Genomic DNA, 17,228 nt, shown 5'->3' with positions numbered 1-17,228 from the left:
CGCGCCGAGGTGGGCGAGGCGCGCGAAGCGGTGTTCGCCGTGACGATCCCCGAGGAACGCGGCAGCTTCAAGCGCTTCTGCGAGCTGGTCGGCACGCGCAGCGTGACCGAGTTCAACTACCGCATCGACGACGCCGAACGCGCGCACATCTTCGTGGGCGTGCAGATCCGCAACCGCGGCGAGTCGCAGCTGATCGCGAAGACCTTCGTCGATCACGGCTTTCCGAGCGTCGATCTCACCGGCGACGAGCTGTCGAAGCAGCACATCCGCTACATGGTGGGCGGCCGCTCGCCGCTCGCGCACGACGAACGCCTGTTCCGCTTCGAGTTTCCGGAGCGGCCGGGCGCGCTCATGCGCTTCCTCTCGTCGATGGCGCCGAACTGGAACATCAGCCTCTTCCACTACCGCAATCAGGGCGCCGACTACAGCTCGATTCTGGTGGGCATCCAGGTGCCCGCAGCCGAAGACGCCGAGTTCCGCCGCTTCCTCGCCACGCTCGGTTATCCGCAGTGGGAAGAGACGAGCAATCCGGCGTATCGGTTGTTCCTCGCCTAACGAGCGGCCATCGTGTCCGTTTCGCTTTCCGACAAGCTCGTCGTCGCCATTTCGTCGCGTGCGCTCTTCGATTTCGAGGAGGAAAACCGCGTGTTCGAGGCAGGCGACCTGCGAGCCTACGAGGTGCTCCAGCGCGAGCGCCTGAACGTGCCCGCGCGGCCGGGCGTGGCGTTCGCGCTGATCCGCAAGCTGCTCGCGCTCAATAACGGCGCGCATCATGTGGAAGTCGTGATCCTCTCGCGCAGCGATCCCATCAGCGGCCTGCGCGCGTTCAGTTCGTGCCGCGAGCACGAGCTCGACATCCAGCGTGGCGTGTTCACGCGCGGGCGCGAACCCTGGCACTACCTCAAGCCACTCAACGCTTCGCTGTTCCTTTCCGCGAATCCGGCCGACGTGAGGAGCGCGCTCGACGCCGGTTTCCCCGCCGCACGCGTCTTCCCTGAATCGGCGACAATGGCGGAACGCAACGCGCACGAGATTCGCATCGCGTTTGACGGCGATGCGGTGCTGTTTTCAGACGAAGCGGAGCAGATCTTCCAGCGTGATGGCCTCGGTGCCTTCGTGAGCCACGAACGCGACAACCGCGAACTGCCGCTCGCGCAAGGCCCGCTGCAGCCGCTGCTGGCGGCGCTCAACCGGCTGCAGAAGCTCGCCGACGCAAACGCGCAGATGCGCATCCGCACCGCCCTCGTCACCGCGCGCTCAGCGCCCGCGCACGAGCGCGCAATCCGTACGCTGATGGCCTGGAACATCGAGATCGACGAAGCGATGTTCCTTGGCGGACTCGACAAAGGCCCGTTCCTGCGCGAGTTCGAACCCGATTTTTTCTTCGACGACCAGATCCGCCACTGCGAATCCGCGCGCTCGGTCACCGCCACCGGGCACGTGGCAAGCGGCGTGACCAATCTCGCAACCGAAGCCAACGCATCATGACTCCCGACCAATCTCCGCTCGGCAAGGCCTCCACCTACACCGAGCAATACGACGCTTCGCTCCTCTTCCCGATCCCGCGCGCGGGCGCGCGCGAACAGATCGGCATAGGCGCGCAACTGCCGTTCTTCGGCAGCGATATCTGGAACGCCTACGAGCTTTCGTGGCTCAACGCGCGCGGCAAGCCGCAGATCGCGATCGCCACGTTCTTCATTCCCGCCGACTCACCGAACATCATCGAATCGAAGTCGTTCAAGCTCTACCTGGGCTCGTTCGCGCAAACGCCGTTCGAATCCGCCGACGTCGTGCGCGACACGATCAAGCGCGATGTGACGGCGGCTTGCGGCGCGTCGGTATCGGTGCGGCTCGAGCAGCCGGGCGCGTTCGGCAAGATCCCGTTCGAGGAATTCAACGGCCTTTCGCTCGATCGCCTCGATCTCGACACGGAAATCTATCACCCGGAGCCGACGCTTCTTAAGGCGGCCTTCGACGAAGCCCCGGTGGAAGAAACGCTGATCTCGAACCTGCTCAAGTCGAACTGCCCGGTGACGGGCCAGCCCGACTGGGGCAGCGTGCAGATCCACTACGTCGGACCGCAGATCGATCAGGCGGGTCTGCTGCGCTACATCATCTCGTACCGCAATCACACGGGATTTCACGAGCAGTGCGCCGAGCGCATCTTCATGGACATCCTGCGCGAGTGCAAACCGGACCGGCTCGCCGTCTACGCGCGCTACACGCGGCGCGGCGGCCTCGACATCAATCCGTTTCGCACCAACTTCAACCTGCCGATGCCAGATAACGCGCGGCTTGCGCGCCAGTAAGGGCAGGATCGCCGCAGTCTTTCGATCAGGCGAAACGCCAAAGCAAAACGCGCCGCAAAGACGGCGCGTTTTTCATTGGCGTGGCGATTCGATGGCGCTTCAATGCGGCAACTCAGCCGCCCCCATGCGCCGCGCAATCACAGCGGTGCGCTGCGCGAGATACGCCGAGTTGCGATGCTCGTCGAAGTACTTGGGACGCGGCAACATCACCGCGAGCCGCGCCGACTGCCACGGCGTGAGCTTCGCTGCGCTCGTGCGGTAGTAGTAGCGCGCGGCGGCTTGCGCGCCGTACACGCCGTTGCCCCACTCCACCGAATTCAGATAGATCTCGAAGATGCGCTCCTTGTCGAGCAGCGTCTGCAGCATCCACGTGATGATGAACTCCTGACCCTTGCGGATGTAGCTCTGCTCGCGCGAGAGGAACAGGTTGCGCGCGAGCTGCTGCGTGATAGTCGAGCCGCCGCGCACGATATGGCCGCGCTTCTTGTTCTTCTCCCACGCCTCCAGGATGGCGTCGGTTTCGTAGCCGTTGTTGTTGACGAAGTTCGCGTCTTCGGACGCAATGATCGCGCGCTTCAAGTTGCGCGAGATCTGGTCGTACGGCACCCACTCGTGCTGAATCGAGAGATCGGGGCGGTCGGTGGAAAGACGCGCGGCGTCGGTGCGCATGAACGCCGTGGTTTGCGGATCGACGAAATTCCAGAGCGCGATTTGCGCGAAGTAGACGAGTTGCGTGGCGATCCACGCAATCGCGAACACCGAGACGACCCAGGTCAGCCAGCGCAGCGCGCCCGGACGTTTTCGGGACTGCGCGCGCCGCCCACTGCCGCTCGCGACCGCCGCGGCTTGCGCATCGATGGCTTGCCTGCGCATGGCGTCGTCTCCGTTTTGTGCGAGAGGCGCTGAGCGTTACGCGGCCTGCGCGGCAAGCTGCGCGCGCAATGCCGCCAGCACCGGCGCGCCCTCGGGCCGCACGCCGCGCCACACGAAGAACGACTCGGCGGCCTGCTCGACCAGCATGCCAAGGCCATCCGCAGCGCGCGCGCCGAGTGCCTGCGCACGGCGCATGAACACGGTGGGCTGCGTGCCGTACATCATGTCGTAGGCGAGCGTGAGCGTGCCGAACGCGCGCTCGTCGCACTCGGGCAAGGCCGCATCGAGGCTGCCCGCCGTCGCGTTCACGATCACGTCGTAGGGCTTGGGATCGACCGGGTCGCGATAGACTGCCTCGGGACCGCCGCCGTTGAGGAGGCAGCCGAACTCGCCCGCCGCGCCTGCGAACTGCTCGATGAGCGCGTGTGCCTTGGGCGCCGTGCGGTTCACGATCGTGATCTCGCGTGGCCGGCGCTCGAGCATCGGCAGCACGACGCCGCGCGCCGCGCCGCCCGCGCCGAGCAGCAGCACGCGCGCGCCTTCGAGCGAAACGCCGAGGTTCACCTCGACGTCGCGCACGAGGCCAAAGCCGTCGGTGTTGTCGCCGAAGATGCCGTCTGCGTCGAAGCGCAGTGTGTTCACCGCGCCCGCCGCCGCCGCACGCGGCGAGAGCTTCTGCGCAAGCGCGTGAGCTTCCAGCTTGAACGGCACGGTCACGTTCAGGCCGCGGCCGCCCGCCGCGTGAAATGCCTGCACGTTCTCGACGAAACCGTCGAGCGGCGCGAGCAGGCGATCGTATTCGACGCGCTCACCCGTTTGCAGCGCGAACTGCGCGTGGATGTACGGCGACTTGCTGTGCGCGACCGGGTTGCCGACTACGGCGTACCGGTCGGCGTGCACAACAGGCTTCGACTCGCTGACGCTCATTCGCGTGGCTCCGTAGCGTGCTGCTCGCTCGATTGTTCTTCCGCCGCGGGCGCATCGCTTGCCGCCTCGCCTTCGCCTTCGCCAGCGCCTGCTTCCGCGACGGCTTCCGCTTCGCTTTGCGCGGACTCGTCGGCGGCCTCGATCAGCTCTTCGTCTTCGCCCGTTTCCTCTTCGGCCTGCTCGCCGCTCGTCACGACGGGCGCGTCGAGTACGCGCAGCATGCGCACCGAAGCCTCGATGGTCAGCTCGTCGATCGACAGCACTTCCATCATCAGGCGCGTGCCGCGCGCATGCACGCCAAGCGCGAGTACGTGCATGAGCAGCGGCACCTCTTCGAAGCGCACGAGGTCGTCCTTCACCACGCTCGCCGGGAATTCGCGGCGCGCCTCGCGGCCGCCCTCACCGCGCATTTCCTGCTGCAACCAGCGCAGGCACCAGAAGTACTCCATGCGGCGCTGATGGTCGGCGTATGCGGTATAGGTCTCGTCGAAGCCCTGCACGACGGCGAAGAGATCGGCGTCCTTGGGCTTGAACGGCGCGACGAGCTTGGCGGCCACGCCGTGCTCCACGCAAGCGAGCAACTGCCATTGATTCACAAGGTCCACATAGCGGCGCAGCGGCGACGTACTCCAGGCATACTGCGCGACGCCGAGTCCTTCGTGCGGCGCGGCATTGGTTTGCATACGCGTGCGCTTGGGACCGGTCGGCGCGCCGAACGCGCGCTGCGAGCGGTAGATGCCCGGCACGCCATGATCGTGCAGGAAGGCGCCCCACGTGGAGTTCGCGAGAATCGCCAGTTCCGCGACGATCAGGTCGAGCGGCGAGCCGCGGCGGCGCGGCGAGATGGTCACATGCTCGCCTTCCACGTAGAAGTTGAAGTCGGTGTTGCGCTGGACTTCGCGGCGCAGGCCGTAGCCGGCTCGCGCCTGCTGACGCTTCTCGAACAGCGCCTGCGCGAACGGCCACAGCACGGCGATGTCGTCCTTGTGCGGATACTCGCCCGTGCCCGCTGCGAGCGTCTCTTCGGTGACGACTTCGTCGAGTGTGTTGTGACGCAGATTGCTCTTCACGAACACGCGCTCGGCGCGCGTTTCGGTCGCGACAATCTCCTGCGTCTCGCGGTTCACGATGCAGTAGAGCGAAAGCGCCGGACGCAGACCGCCTTCCTTGAGCGTGAACGCGTCGACGAAATCGTCGGGCAGCATCGTGATCTTGTCGCCAGGCATGTAGACCGTCGACAGGCGCGTGCGCGCGATCGTGTCCGCCGTGTCGCCGCGCTGGATGCCAAGCGCGGGCGCCGCGATGTGAATGCCGATGCGCACGCGGCCGTCGGCCAGATGCTCGATCGAGAATGCGTCGTCGATTTCGGTCGTGGTGACGTCGTCGATCGAAAACGCCTGCACGTGCTCGGAGGCGTCGGGCAGATCCTCGGGCAGCGTGCCCACTTCGACGGGCGGGAAACCGGTGCCATGCGGGAAGAAGTCCGCGAGGAAGCGTGCCTCGTGCAGCGCGCGCGGCGAAGCGATCCCGCCGTTCTCGAGCATGAGGCGCGGCATCGAAATGCCGCGCGCGGCGGCCGCCGCTTCGAGCGCCTTGTATTCGATGGAGTTCTTGTCCGGCTTCGTCAGGAGTCCGAGCGCCTTACCCTTTAACGCGTCGGGCAGTCCGCCCGCCTTCAGCTCCTCTTCGTAGCCGGCCTGAACCAGCGCCTGCTGACGCTTGCGCTCGAGCGAGGCCAGCGCCATCTTGAGCTGCTCTTCGGGCGCGCGCTGATACTGGCCGCGCCCCTTGCGGCGAAAGTACACGGGCGAGCCATGCAAGCGCAGCACGAGCGCGGCGCGCTCGACAGGGCCGTAAGTTTCGCCGAAGTACTCGCTGGCAAGCACCGTGTACGCGAATTCGTCGGCGGGCGCGCATTCCCACAGGAAGTCCAGATCGATCTCCTGAGCGGCGGCGTCCGCCTGCTCCAGCAGTTCACCCGCAGCCGGCTTCTCGAACTCGATCAGCACGTCTTTCGCGCGCACCTTGGCGCGCCGGCCGCCCGGCAGCTCGACCTGAAACGCATCGCCCTGGCGCGACAGTACGCTGCCGGCCTTGAAACTGCCCGATTCCTCAAAGAAAACGTTCACTCAATACTCTCGTTCAGACTTGCTTCGACCGCCGGCGCGGCGCGCGGGCGGTGCTGTATACATATAGGCGTTCGCACGCATCAGGCGGTATCGCAGAAACGGATCACTTCGTCGACGTAATCTGCGAACTCGCTGATGCCATGGTCGCTGCCTTCGATCAGGTGTGTGGGCACACCCGGATAGTGCGCGAGCATCTCGCGGTAATCGAGCACTTCGTCGCCGGTCGCGGCGATCAGATAGTAGCGCGCGGGTCGCGTCACTGTCGTAACGGCCAGCGCGCGCAATTCTTCCAGATGACGCGGTTCGACGACGATGCTGCCGCCGCCGTGCCAGAGCGGTTGCTCGCCGAGATACTTCGACAGATCGCGGTCAGGCACCACGGCAGGGTTCAGCAGCGCGGCGCACCAGCCGTGCTTTTCCGCGAGATGTGTGGCGAAGTAGCCGCCAAGCGAACTGCCGATGAGCGTGACGCGCTCGCCCGGCTTCAATTGCTCGCCGATCTCCTGCTCGGCGAGCGCGATGGCCTCCTGCGGCGAAACCGGCAGCGTCGGGCACAGCCATTCGCCGCTGCGTCCCAGCTCGGCCATGCGCGCCGCCAGCAGGCGTGCCTTGAACGACTGGGGCGACGAGCGAAAGCCGTGCAGATAGACGATCACGCCGCCCTCCGAGCCGAGAGTGCGTCGAGCAGCTTTTGATGCACGCCGCCGAAGCCGCCATTGCTCATCACGAGTACCTGGTCGCCGGGGCGAGCGGCTGCGACGACCGCCTTCACGAGCGCTTCGAGATCGTGAAAAGCGCGGGCTTTCTCACCAAGCGGCGCGAGCGCACCCGTCAGATCCCAGCCGAGCGCGTCCTTGCCGCTCGGTGCGCCATAGCCGAACACGAGGTCGGCGTCGGCGAGACTTGCGGGCAACTGCGCCTTCATCACGCCGAGCTTCATCGTGTTCGAGCGCGGCTCGAGCACGGCGAGGATGCGCGTGTTTTCGTGGCCTACGCGCGTGCGCAGGCCGGCGATCGTCGTTTCGATGGCCGTAGGATGGTGCGCGAAGTCGTCGTAGACGGTCACGCCGTCAACGCTTCCGCGCACTTCCATGCGGCGCTTCACGTTGCGGAACGTGGCGAGCGAGGCCGCGGCCTGCGCGGGCGGCACGCCCACGCTGCGCGCGGCGGCAATCGCCGCGAGCGCGTTCAGGCGGTTGTGTTCACCCTGGATCTGCCAGTCCACCACGCCTGCACGTTCGCTGTTGTGATAGACGGCGAAGCGCTCGTCCACGGCCACGCCGTCCTCCGCAGGCTGCGCCTGCCAGCCGCCATCCACGCCGAAGCGCTCCACGTCGCTCCACACGCCGCGCGTGAGCACGCGCTCGAGCGCGTCCGAGCGGCCGTTCGTGACGATGCGGCCAACGCCCGGAATCGTGCGCACGAGATGATGAAACTGCGTTTCGATCGCACCGAGATCGGGGAAGATGTCGGCGTGATCGAATTCGAGGTTGTTGAGCAGCGCCGTGCGCGGACGGTAATGAACGAACTTCGAGCGCTTGTCGAAGAACGCCGTGTCGTATTCGTCGGCTTCGATCACGAAGAAGCTCGAATCGGTCAGGCGCGCCGAAACGCCGAAGTTCAGCGGCACGCCGCCGATCAGGAAGCCGGGATTCAGGCCCGCGTCTTCGAGCAGCCACGTGAGCATCGAGCTTGTGGTGGTCTTGCCGTGCGTGCCCGCCACCGCGAGCACCCACTTGTCGCGCAGCACGTGTTCGCCGAGCCACTGCGGACCCGAGGTGTACGGCAAGCCGCGATTGAGGATCTCCTCCATCAGCGGGTTGCCGCGCGTGACCACGTTGCCGATCACGTAGAGATCGGGATTGAGCTCGGTCTGGCTCGCGTCGTAACCCTCGATGAGGCGGATGCCCTGCGCTTCGAGCTGGGTGCTCATCGGCGGGTACACGCCGGCGTCGCAGCCGGTCACCGTGTGGCCCGCGCTGCGCGCGAGCACCGCGAGTCCGCCCATGAACGTGCCACAGATGCCGAGGATATGGATGTGCATAAGCCTGTCGCGCCGCGCGGGCGTCGTGAACGCGTTGATCGGATTGATCGGGTTGAAAAGGATGGAGAAGCTGAAACGACGCCAGCCCTGCGCCGCCGCAGCAAAGAGGGGTATTGTACCCGAGGCCCCGAGCCCTATTGGCTCGACCAAGGCTCTCACAGCGACGGAAAATCCCAGGCCACCCCGGCAGCGGGTGCGGCGCAGCGGCCGCCGACGGGAGCCCAGGGCGATCTCTAGTATCATTAAAGGATGGTTCGCAGATCACATTTCGATCCCCAGCGCGTGCGCGAGGAAATCGCCATCGCGGCAGCAAGGATGATCGCCGAGGACGGCCTCGACTACGCCACCGCCAAACGCAAGGCAGCCCGGCAGGTGGTGGGGGAAACGCGTATCGAAGGCACCTGGCTGCCCGACAACGATCAGATCGAGGAAGAGATCCGCGAATATCAGGCACTCTTTCAGAGCGACAGCCAGCCGGCGGTGCTGCGCCGCCTGCGCGAGATCGCGCTCGAATGGATGCAGCGGCTTGAGGCGTTCAATCCGTTCCTGACCGGCGCGGTGCTCAACGGCACGGCGGGCGAACACTCCGACATCCATCTGCAGATTTTTTGTGACAACGCGAAGGATGTCGCGATCTGGCTCCTGAATGCGAACGTGCAGTACGACGTGTCGGAAACGCGCCATTTCGCGGCGCGCGGCCTCGTGGAAACGCTCAGCTTCATGTGGCGTCCGTCACGCGCCGAGGAGCCGGTGGGCATACACGTTGCGCTCTACAATACGGACGACTTGCGCGGCGCCGTGCGCGCCGACGCGCGTGGCAGGCTGCCACGCGCCAATGCGCAGGCCCTCCAGGCGCTGATCGACGAGAGCGGCGCCACTTCTTCCACAACCTGAAAACGGCAGCGATGAATACGAAGCGGATTCTGGCCGGCGTGGCAGTAGCGGCGATCGCCGCAGGCGGCGGCATACTGGCTGGGCACTGGGCAACGAGCGGCAGCGCCGACGCGGCCTCGGTAAGCTCGGCCTCGGTAAGCGCAGCGTCGGCGAGCGGCAAGCAGAACGCGGTCGGCCAACTCTGGTCGGCGGCGGTCACGAACCCTGACGGCAAGCCGCAATCGCTCGCCATCTACAAGGGCCGGCCGATCGTGGTCAACTTCTGGGCCTCATGGTGCGGCCCGTGCGTCGAGGAAATGCCGGAGCTTTCCGCGCTCCAGCGTGAATACGCGAAGAAGGGTATTCAGTTCGTCGGCTTAGGCGTGGATTCGGCTACGAACATCAAGACGTTCCTCAAGAAGGTGCCCGTCGATTACCCGATCTACATCGCCGGCTTCGGCGGCGCGGACGTCGCGCGCGCATTCGGCAACAATGCGGGCGGCTTACCTTACACGGTGGTAATCGACGCGAACGGCGCCGTTCGTGCAACAAAATTAGGACAAATCAAGCCGGACGAGCTTCGACGCACCCTCGATGCGCTTTGACGCAGCGGAATATTTGGCACAATCTTAAGCGCCGTAGCGCAGATTTTGCCGTGTGAATCCTGTCATTTGACTGAAGATCGGCCCGGACCCTCGCCGCAAGGCATGGTCGGGGCCATATCGTCTTATCGGAAAACTAGACAAAATTCTCTAATCGGCGCTAAAGTTCGCGCAATTCCACGGAAAAAGAAGCGACCATGACGCGACTGCTGGTTCTGCACGGCCCCAACCTCAATCTTCTCGGCACCCGGGAACCGGAGGTGTATGGGCGCGTGACGCTGCCGCAGATCGATCAGGCGCTCTCGGACCGCGCGGCGGACGCCGGCGTCGAGCTCGCGACCTTCCAGAGCAACCACGAAGGCGCGCTGATCGACCGCATTCAGTCGGCCCGCACCGAGCAGACCGACTTCATCCTGATCAATCCGGCCGCGTACACGCATACGAGCGTCGCGATCCGGGATGCGCTGGCAGGCGTCGGCATCCCGTTCGTCGAGATTCACCTGTCGAACGTGCATCGCCGCGAGTCCTTCCGGCACCATTCGTATTTTTCCGACCAGGCCGAAGGTGTGATTTGCGGCCTCGGCTGGAAGGGTTATCTCTACGCGCTCGAATACGCGCTCGACCGGCTCGCTGCCCGGTCGGCGGCCTGATACCCGCGCCGGATGACCGTCAATACCTGAACAACAACCCGTGTCGGGACGCGCGCGCCCCGGCACTTCACGTATTCAAAGTAAAAGGGGCTGCACCATGGATCTACGTAAGCTGAAGACTCTGATCGACCTCGTCTCCGAATCGGGCATCTCGGAGCTCGAAGTGACCGAGGGTGAAGGCAAGGTGCGCATCGTCAAGAACGCGCCGCCCGTTTACGTGCAGCCGGGCCCCGCGCAATACGGGGCGCCGATGATGGGCGCTCCGCTCGCAGCGCCCGCCCATGTCGGCGACGCTGCCGCAGCCGCCCCCGCAGCGCCCGCTGTGCCGCAAGGCCATATCGTGACCTCGCCGATGGTGGGCACGTTCTACCGCGCGCCGTCGCCGGGCGCCGACCCGTTCGTCCAGGTTGGCGACACGGTCAAGGAAGGCCAGACGCTTTGCATCATCGAAGCGATGAAGCTGCTCAACGAGATCGAGTCGGACGCGTCCGGCGTGGTCAAGGAAATCCTCGTCGAGAACGGCCAGGCAGTCGAATACGGCCAGCCGCTCTACGTGATCGCCTAAGCTTTTCTGCGCGCGGCGGCGGCCTTCTTTTTTGGCCGCGCCGCGTTTGTCGCGTTTGGCGCCCCATGATGGCGACGCACGCGACCGATCCTCTGAGGCGTCCGCTCATACGACTTGCGACGCCCTTTGATGAGTCGAATACCCACCATGTTTGAAAAAATCCTCATTGCCAATCGTGGCGAAATCGCGCTCCGCATCCAGCGCGCGTGCCGCGAACTCGGCGTCAAGACGGTCGTCGTCTATTCGGAAGCCGACAAGGAAGCCAAGTACGTGAAGCTCGCCGACGAGGCGGTCTGTATCGGCCCGGCGCCTTCGAACCTGAGCTACCTGAACATGCCGGCGCTCATCAGCGCGGCCGAAGTCACCGACGCAGAAGCGATCCACCCCGGTTACGGCTTCCTCTCCGAGAACGCCGATTTCGCCGAGCGTGTGGAGCAGTCGGGCTTCACGTTCATCGGCCCGCGCCCGGAAACGATCCGCATGATGGGCGACAAGGTCACGGCGAAGCAGACCATGATCAAGACCGGCGTGCCCTGCGTGCCGGGTTCGGAAGGCGCACTGCCCGACGATCCGAAAGAAATCGTGAAGATCGCTCGCGCGATCGGCTACCCCGTCATCATCAAGGCGGCGGGCGGCGGCGGCGGGCGCGGCATGCGTGTCGTGCACACGGAAGCGGCGCTCGTGAACGCGGTCAACATGACTCGCGAGGAAGCCGGCCGTGCGTTCGGCAACTCGCAGGTCTATATGGAGAAGTACCTGGAGAACCCGCGTCACATCGAGATCCAGATTCTCGCGGACTCATTCAAGAACGCCGTGTGGCTCGGCGAGCGCGACTGCTCCATGCAGCGCCGCCACCAGAAGGTGATCGAGGAAGCGCCGGCGCCGGGCATCGCGCGCCGCCTGCTCGATCGCATCGGCGACCGTTGCGCCGACGCGTGCAAAAAGATGGGCTACCTCGGCGCGGGCACGTTCGAGTTCCTGTATGAAAACGGCGAGTTCTACTTCATCGAAATGAACACGCGCGTGCAGGTCGAGCACCCGGTCACCGAGTTGATCACGGGCATCGACATCGTGCAGGAGCAGATCCGCATTGCCGCGGGCGAGAAGCTCTCGTTCCGCCAGCGCGACATTCAGCTGAAGGGCCACGCGATCGAGTGCCGTATCAACGCGGAAGATCCGTTCAAGTTCACGCCGTCGCCGGGCCGTCTGACGTCGTGGCACATGCCGGGTGGTCCGGGCGTGCGCGTCGACTCGCATGCCTACAATGGCTATTTCGTGCCGCCGAACTATGATTCGATGATCGGCAAGCTGATCACCTACGGCGCCACGCGCGAGCAGGCCATTCAGCGCATGCGCATCGCGCTCTCGGAAATGGTGGTCGAAGGCATCCAGACCAACATCCCGCTGCATCGCGAGCTGATGCTCGACGCGAAGTTCGTCGAAGGCGGCACGAGCATTCACTACCTCGAAAGCCGTCTGGCCGAACGTCAGGCAGTGAAGAAGGACGAAGCGTAATTCATGAGCTACCGGGAACTGATCGTCGAGCTGGATCGCAATCGCGCGGAGGCACTGTCCGACGCGCTGATCGAGCTTGGCGCCCTCTCGGTGTCGGTGGAAGACGCCGACGCCGACACGCCCGACGAGCAACCGCTCTTCGGCGAACCGGGGCTCACCCCCGATCGCACCGCGTGGCAGCATTCGCGCGTGATTGCGCTGATCGGCGCCGATCAGGATCCTGCCGTGCTGCTCGCGGCCGCTTCGAACGAGTTGGGTCTCACCGAAACGCCGAAGTTCTCGCTGCGCGAAGTCGAGGAGCAGGACTGGGTGCGTTTGACGCAATCGCAGTTCGACCCGATCCAGATCGGCGAGCGCATCTGGGTCGTGCCGTCGTGGCACGATGCCCCGGACCCGAACGCGCTCCTGCTCGAGCTGGACCCGGGCCTCGCCTTCGGCACGGGCAGCCATCCCACCACGCGTTTGTGCATGGAATGGCTCGAACAGCACGTGCAGCCCGGCAATTCGCTGCTCGACTACGGCTGTGGCTCGGGCATCCTCGCGATCCTCGCGAAGAAGTGCGGTGCGAATCCGGTGATCGGCATCGACATCGACCCGCAGGCGGTCGAGTCGGCGCGCCACAACAGCGAGCGCAATCGCGCGGAGGTCACCTACGGCCTGCCCGACGATTGCCCCGCCGGCGAGTTCGACATCGTCGTCGCCAACATTCTTTCGAATCCGCTCAAGCTGATGGCCTCGATGCTCTCCTCGCGCGTGAAGCCGGGCGGGCGCATCGCACTTTCGGGCATCCTCGCGCGCCAGGCCGAGGAAGTCGCGCAGGTGTACGCGCAGTGGATCGACATCTCGGTCTGGCGCGAACACGAAGGCTGGGTCTGCCTCGCGGGCACGCGGCGCGCGTAATCCCTTTGCTTTCCGATCAGGCTCGCGCGAGCCTGATCGAGCCCCAAGCGGCACGCCCGAAGTCGTAGACTGCGGTGGATTGCCAGTAGAATGCGGGTATCACCAATCCTCCGGTCTACCCAGATCCTCGGCCCACATGCTTCTGGCAACGCGCTGCCCCTTCTGTGAAACCGTATTCCGCATCCAGCCCACGCAGCTCGCGGTGCGGCGCGGCCTCGTGCGTTGCGGACATTGTCAGGAAGCGTTCGATGCCTCGGGCAGTTTGTACGAGATGCCGGAAGGCGGCGACTTCGCGCGCGCCGTGCCCGTTGCGGCTGAAATCGCGGCCAGCCTGACAGCGGCGCCATCGGAGCCCGCTTCACAACTCGCTTCACAACTCGCCTCACAGTTCGCGTCGCAGTCTGCGTCACAGCCCACTTCGCAGCAGCCCGATGTTCAGCCTGGTCAGGCGAATGAGCCCGCAGCAGTAGCGCCATCGCACGAGCCACCTCCGCAGCTGAGCGCCACACCCGATTTCACGAATCGCACGTGGGACCCGTGGGCGCCGCCACAGGACAATCAGCTCGATCCGCGCCTGAAATACAACGCCGACAAACTACCAGGGGCAAGCATTACCCCTGGCGCCACGCCTGGGATTACGCCCGGACACGAGTCGCGGATCGTCTTCGACGACGAACCGACGCTTGGGCGCGCAGCGCAAGATGCGCCGCACGCGCCGACGGCACCAGCAGCAGCACCGGCGGCGCCCCAGCAGCCCGCAGCCGCCGAGCCCTTCCCGCCCGCCACGCGCTGGACGCGCAGCGAGCCGAATCTGGGCACGAGCGGCCCAACCGAGCCAACCTTTTCGGCCAACGAAGCATCGGCTGCGGCTCGCATGAACGACCCTGAGCCCGCACTCGGCCCTCGCACTCGCGAAGCCGCACCCGAGCCTGCGTTCAGCGCGCTCTCGCCCAACGACGGCACCTCGCCCTTCGCCGTCACCCGCGAAGCGCCCGCCCGCCCGCGCGGTTCGCGGGGCCTCGTCTGGCGCATTCTCGGCACGCTCTTCGCCATCCTGCTGCTCGCGCTGCTCGTCGTGCAGCTCGCGTGGTGGCAACGTGAAACGGTCATGGTCTACTGGCCCGACTCGCAGCCGCTCTATCAGCAGGCGTGCGAGCAGCTCGGCTGTCGCGTGCTGCCGCCGCGCGACATCGACGGCCTGCTGGTCGAGCCGTCCGATCTGCGCCAGGTCGACAACGAGCCGCATCACCTCGAACTGAAGGTACCGCTGCGCAACCGCTTCAACGTGGCGCTCGCATATCCCGCCATCGAGCTTTCGCTGCTCGACCGGCAGAACAACATCGTCGTGCGGCGCGTCCTGTGGCCGCAGGACTACGTCACGCCCGGCACGCCCATCGAAGCCGGTCTGCCCGCACGCACCACGCAGACCATGATCGTGCGGCTCGACACGGGCGACGTGGTGGCATCGAACTTCCGCATCGAAATTTTCTACCCCTGATTTTCCGTCTGTGCGCGGGCGCACTGGCGTGCCTCGCGCGTTTCCCGGCGTCCCGCTTCGGGCGCGCCATTTACCACAACATGCATTCCCGGAGAGCACATCATGAGTCAAGTCACGCTAGGCGGTAACCCGATCGACGTCGCCGGCACCTTCCCGAGCGTCGGCCAGAAGGCCCCGGCGTTCTCGCTCGTCGGCAAGGATCTGAAGCCTGTCTCGCTCGCCGATTTCGCCGGCAAGCGCAAGGTGCTGAACATCGTGCCGAGCCTCGATACGCCGACCTGCGCCACCTCCACGCGCAAGTTCAACGAAGCCGCTGCCGGCCTCAACAACACGGCTGTCGTCGTGATCTCGGGCGATCTGCCGTTCGCCGCTTCGCGCTTCTGCACGACCGAAGGCATCGCCAACGTCGTCACGGCCTCGACCTTCCGCGGCCATGAATTCGCGCAAGCCTATGGCGTGGATGTAACGAGCGGCCCGCTCACCGGCCTGACCGCGCGCGCCGTCGTCGTGCTCGACGAAAACGACAACGTCCTGCACGCCGAGCGCGTGAGCGAAATCAAGAACGAACCGAACTACGACGCCGCACTCGCCGCGCTGAAGTAATCCGGCGGCGGCGCACACTCTCCCGGAGCCTGCATTGCCAGGCCAGTGCGCCGCCCCCTTCCCCTACCACGCCCTACAGGAATTCCCGCCTTGGCTACGCTGATCTGCGGCTCGCTCGCCTACGACAACATCATGACCTTCGAGGGTCGCTTTCGGGAGCACATCCTCCCCGAGCAGGTGCACATCCTGAACGTGAGCTTTCTCGTGCCGACGATGCGCCGCGAGTTCGGCGGCTGTGCCGGCAACATCGCGTACTCGCTGCATCTGCTCGGCGGCGACGCACGCATCATGGCGACGCTCGGCGGCGCCGACGCGCGCCCGTACCTCGAACGCCTCGACACGCTCGGCCTCTCGAAGGCGCACGTGCGCGTGCTGGACGATACGTGGTCCGCACAGGCGATGATCACGACCGACCTCGAGAACAACCAGATCACCGCGTTCCACCCGGGCGCGATGATGCAATCGCATTTGAACCGCGCCGACGAAGCGCCCGGCATCAAGCTCGGCATCGTCGCGCCGGACGGCTTCGACGGCATGGTTCAGCACGTCGAGCAGTTCGCGAAGGCTGGCGTGCCGTTTATCTTTGATCCGGGCCAGGGCCTGCCGCTCTTCGACGGCGCGTCTTTGCGCCGCGCCATTGAACTTGCGACCTACGTAGCGGTCAACGACTACGAAGCCAACCTTGTCAGCCATCGCACCGGCTGGTCGTTCGACGAAATCGCCAGCCATGTCGACGCGCTGATCATCACGCGCGGCGAGCACGGCTCGCAGATCTACCACAGCGGCAAGATCGAGGAGATTCCTCCGGTCAAGGCCGCTCAGGTGCTCGACCCGACCGGCTGCGGCGACGCTTTCCGCGGCGGCCTGCTCTACGGCATCGAGAACGGCCTCGACTGGGCAACCACGGGGCGTCTCGCGAGCCTGATGGGCGCGCTCAAGATCGAGCATCTCGGTCCGCAAAACTATGCGCCCACGCGGGCGCAAATCAACGAACGGTTCAAGGAGGCATTCGGCTACGAACTGCCGAACTGAACGCGGGAGCCGCACACGAACGGCGCCCATTGGAGCTACGGGAATGAAAATAACGAGTCGTCTGATTGTTGCAGCCACGATCGCGGGGTCGCTCGCGATGTCGGGCTGCGCCTATAACAGCAGTTCTGCCGATGTGTACACGGCCTCGCAGGCGCAGCGCGAGCAAACGGTGCGTATGGCCACGGTCGAAAGCGTGCGCGCGGTGAAGATCAGCTCGAACAACGGCCAGCCTAGCGGCCTTGGCGCGATCGGTGGCGGCGCGCTCGGCGCGGTGGCCGGCAGTCAGATCGGCGGCGGCACGGGCTCGATCGTCACCGGCATCATTGGCGGCATTGCGGGCGCCGTGGCCGGCAACGCGGTCGAGAACGGCGTGGCCATGCGCGACGGCCTCGAGATCACGGTGCGCCTCGACAACGGCGACTACCGCGCCATCACGCAAACCGCGACCGGTGAAGTCTTCAACGCGGGCGACCGCGTGCGACTGCTCTCGAGCGGCGGCGCGACGCGCGTCACGCACTAACGTTTTCCCCTGTACCGCAGCGGCGCCTCGCGCCGGATGCGGAACCTCAGGCGCATGTGCTCCCCTGTGCATGCGCCTTTTTTCATGCCCGCGCGCGGCATGAGCGTGGCCTCACACCAAGTATTACGAAGTCCAGACGAAAAAAATCCCGCCGCGGACAACCCAGCGACGGGATCGGGATCGAGCCT

General features: G+C 65.5%; 17 protein-coding genes and 1 pseudogene. 13 read left to right on the top strand and 5 right to left on the bottom strand.

The window, feature by feature from the left end:
* The 3 genes and pseudogenes from M3I54_RS34590 to queF all read left to right on the top strand — a co-directional run.
* A pseudogene (locus M3I54_RS34590) lies at positions 1-555 on the top strand (threonine ammonia-lyase, biosynthetic); the annotation flags it as partial.
* Positions 556-567: 12 nt separating this feature from the next.
* Positions 568-1,488 carry a 5'-nucleotidase gene (locus M3I54_RS34585; protein ID WP_254343926.1) on the top strand — a complete coding sequence of 307 codons (921 nt, stop codon included), beginning with the start codon at positions 568-570 and terminating at the stop codon, positions 1,486-1,488.
* Entirely contained in the window at positions 1,485-2,309 is an 825-nt protein-coding gene (queF, locus tag M3I54_RS34580; RefSeq protein WP_254343924.1) for an NADPH-dependent 7-cyano-7-deazaguanine reductase QueF, read from the top strand. Before M3I54_RS34585 ends, queF begins: the two co-directional genes overlap by 4 nt.
* A gap of 99 nt (positions 2,310-2,408) precedes the next feature.
* On the opposite strand, the gene mtgA is transcribed toward queF, so the two are convergent.
* The 5 genes from mtgA to mpl all read right to left on the bottom strand — a co-directional run bounded on the left by mtgA (position 2,409) and on the right by mpl (position 8,282).
* Complete coding sequence (gene mtgA, locus M3I54_RS34575; RefSeq protein WP_254343922.1) at positions 2,409-3,182, bottom strand: monofunctional biosynthetic peptidoglycan transglycosylase; 774 nt, start codon at positions 3,180-3,182, stop codon at positions 2,409-2,411.
* Between the two features lie 36 nt (positions 3,183-3,218).
* Entirely contained in the window at positions 3,219-4,109 is an 891-nt protein-coding gene (aroE, locus tag M3I54_RS34570) for a shikimate dehydrogenase (protein WP_254343920.1), read from the bottom strand.
* A complete protein-coding gene (locus M3I54_RS34565; protein ID WP_254343919.1) occupies positions 4,106-6,238 on the bottom strand; it encodes a ribonuclease catalytic domain-containing protein in 2,133 nt (710 codons plus the stop codon). The genes aroE and M3I54_RS34565 overlap by 4 nt, the downstream gene beginning before the upstream one ends.
* Positions 6,239-6,318: 80 nt before the next feature.
* The gene (locus tag M3I54_RS34560; RefSeq protein WP_254343918.1) at positions 6,319-6,894 is read right to left on the bottom strand and encodes a YqiA/YcfP family alpha/beta fold hydrolase; all 576 of its coding nucleotides are present in this window, start codon (positions 6,892-6,894) and stop codon (positions 6,319-6,321) included.
* Complete coding sequence (mpl, locus tag M3I54_RS34555; RefSeq protein ID WP_254343934.1) at positions 6,891-8,282, bottom strand: UDP-N-acetylmuramate:L-alanyl-gamma-D-glutamyl-meso-diaminopimelate ligase; 1,392 nt, start codon at positions 8,280-8,282, stop codon at positions 6,891-6,893. The genes M3I54_RS34560 and mpl overlap by 4 nt, the downstream gene beginning before the upstream one ends.
* A gap of 249 nt (positions 8,283-8,531) precedes the next feature.
* On the opposite strand from mpl, the gene M3I54_RS34550 reads away from it, so the two are divergent.
* From M3I54_RS34550 to M3I54_RS34505, 10 genes are all read left to right on the top strand, one after another.
* Positions 8,532-9,176: a UDP-N-acetylmuramate--alanine ligase gene (locus M3I54_RS34550; RefSeq protein ID WP_254343917.1), complete on the top strand. Its 645-nt coding sequence runs from the start codon at positions 8,532-8,534 to the stop codon at positions 9,174-9,176.
* A gap of 11 nt (positions 9,177-9,187) precedes the next feature.
* Positions 9,188-9,760: a TlpA disulfide reductase family protein gene (locus tag M3I54_RS34545; RefSeq protein WP_254343913.1), complete on the top strand. Its 573-nt coding sequence runs from the start codon at positions 9,188-9,190 to the stop codon at positions 9,758-9,760.
* Positions 9,761-9,954: 194 nt separating this feature from the next.
* The gene (gene aroQ, locus M3I54_RS34540; protein WP_254343911.1) at positions 9,955-10,407 is read left to right on the top strand and encodes a type II 3-dehydroquinate dehydratase; all 453 of its coding nucleotides are present in this window, start codon (positions 9,955-9,957) and stop codon (positions 10,405-10,407) included.
* Positions 10,408-10,504: 97 nt separating this feature from the next.
* The gene (gene accB / locus M3I54_RS34535; protein WP_254343909.1) at positions 10,505-10,972 is read left to right on the top strand and encodes an acetyl-CoA carboxylase biotin carboxyl carrier protein; all 468 of its coding nucleotides are present in this window, start codon (positions 10,505-10,507) and stop codon (positions 10,970-10,972) included.
* A gap of 147 nt (positions 10,973-11,119) precedes the next feature.
* On the top strand, positions 11,120-12,487 hold the full coding sequence (gene accC, locus M3I54_RS34530) for an acetyl-CoA carboxylase biotin carboxylase subunit (protein WP_254343907.1): 1,368 nt from the start codon (positions 11,120-11,122) through the stop codon (positions 12,485-12,487).
* Between the two features lie 3 nt (positions 12,488-12,490).
* Positions 12,491-13,387, top strand: coding sequence for a 50S ribosomal protein L11 methyltransferase (gene prmA, locus M3I54_RS34525; RefSeq protein ID WP_254343905.1), 897 nt, complete (start codon positions 12,491-12,493; stop codon positions 13,385-13,387).
* A gap of 136 nt (positions 13,388-13,523) precedes the next feature.
* Complete coding sequence (locus tag M3I54_RS34520) at positions 13,524-14,885, top strand: DUF3426 domain-containing protein (protein WP_254343903.1); 1,362 nt, start codon at positions 13,524-13,526, stop codon at positions 14,883-14,885.
* Positions 14,886-14,987: 102 nt separating this feature from the next.
* Complete coding sequence (gene tpx / locus M3I54_RS34515; RefSeq protein ID WP_254343902.1) at positions 14,988-15,488, top strand: thiol peroxidase; 501 nt, start codon at positions 14,988-14,990, stop codon at positions 15,486-15,488.
* 90 nt (positions 15,489-15,578) lie between these two features.
* Positions 15,579-16,520, top strand: coding sequence for a carbohydrate kinase family protein (locus tag M3I54_RS34510; protein WP_254343901.1), 942 nt, complete (start codon positions 15,579-15,581; stop codon positions 16,518-16,520).
* Between the two features lie 43 nt (positions 16,521-16,563).
* Positions 16,564-17,040, top strand: a complete 477-nt coding sequence (locus tag M3I54_RS34505) for a glycine zipper 2TM domain-containing protein (protein WP_254343900.1) — start codon at positions 16,564-16,566, stop codon at positions 17,038-17,040.
* The last annotated feature ends 188 nt before the right edge of the window (positions 17,041-17,228 follow it).

The organism is Paraburkholderia sp. CNPSo 3274 (genome assembly GCF_024206475.1).
Taxonomy (GTDB): Bacteria; Pseudomonadota; Gammaproteobacteria; order Burkholderiales; family Burkholderiaceae; genus Paraburkholderia.
Note: the sequence above shows the minus strand (reverse complement) of the source record. Positions and strands in the feature narration are given on the sequence as shown.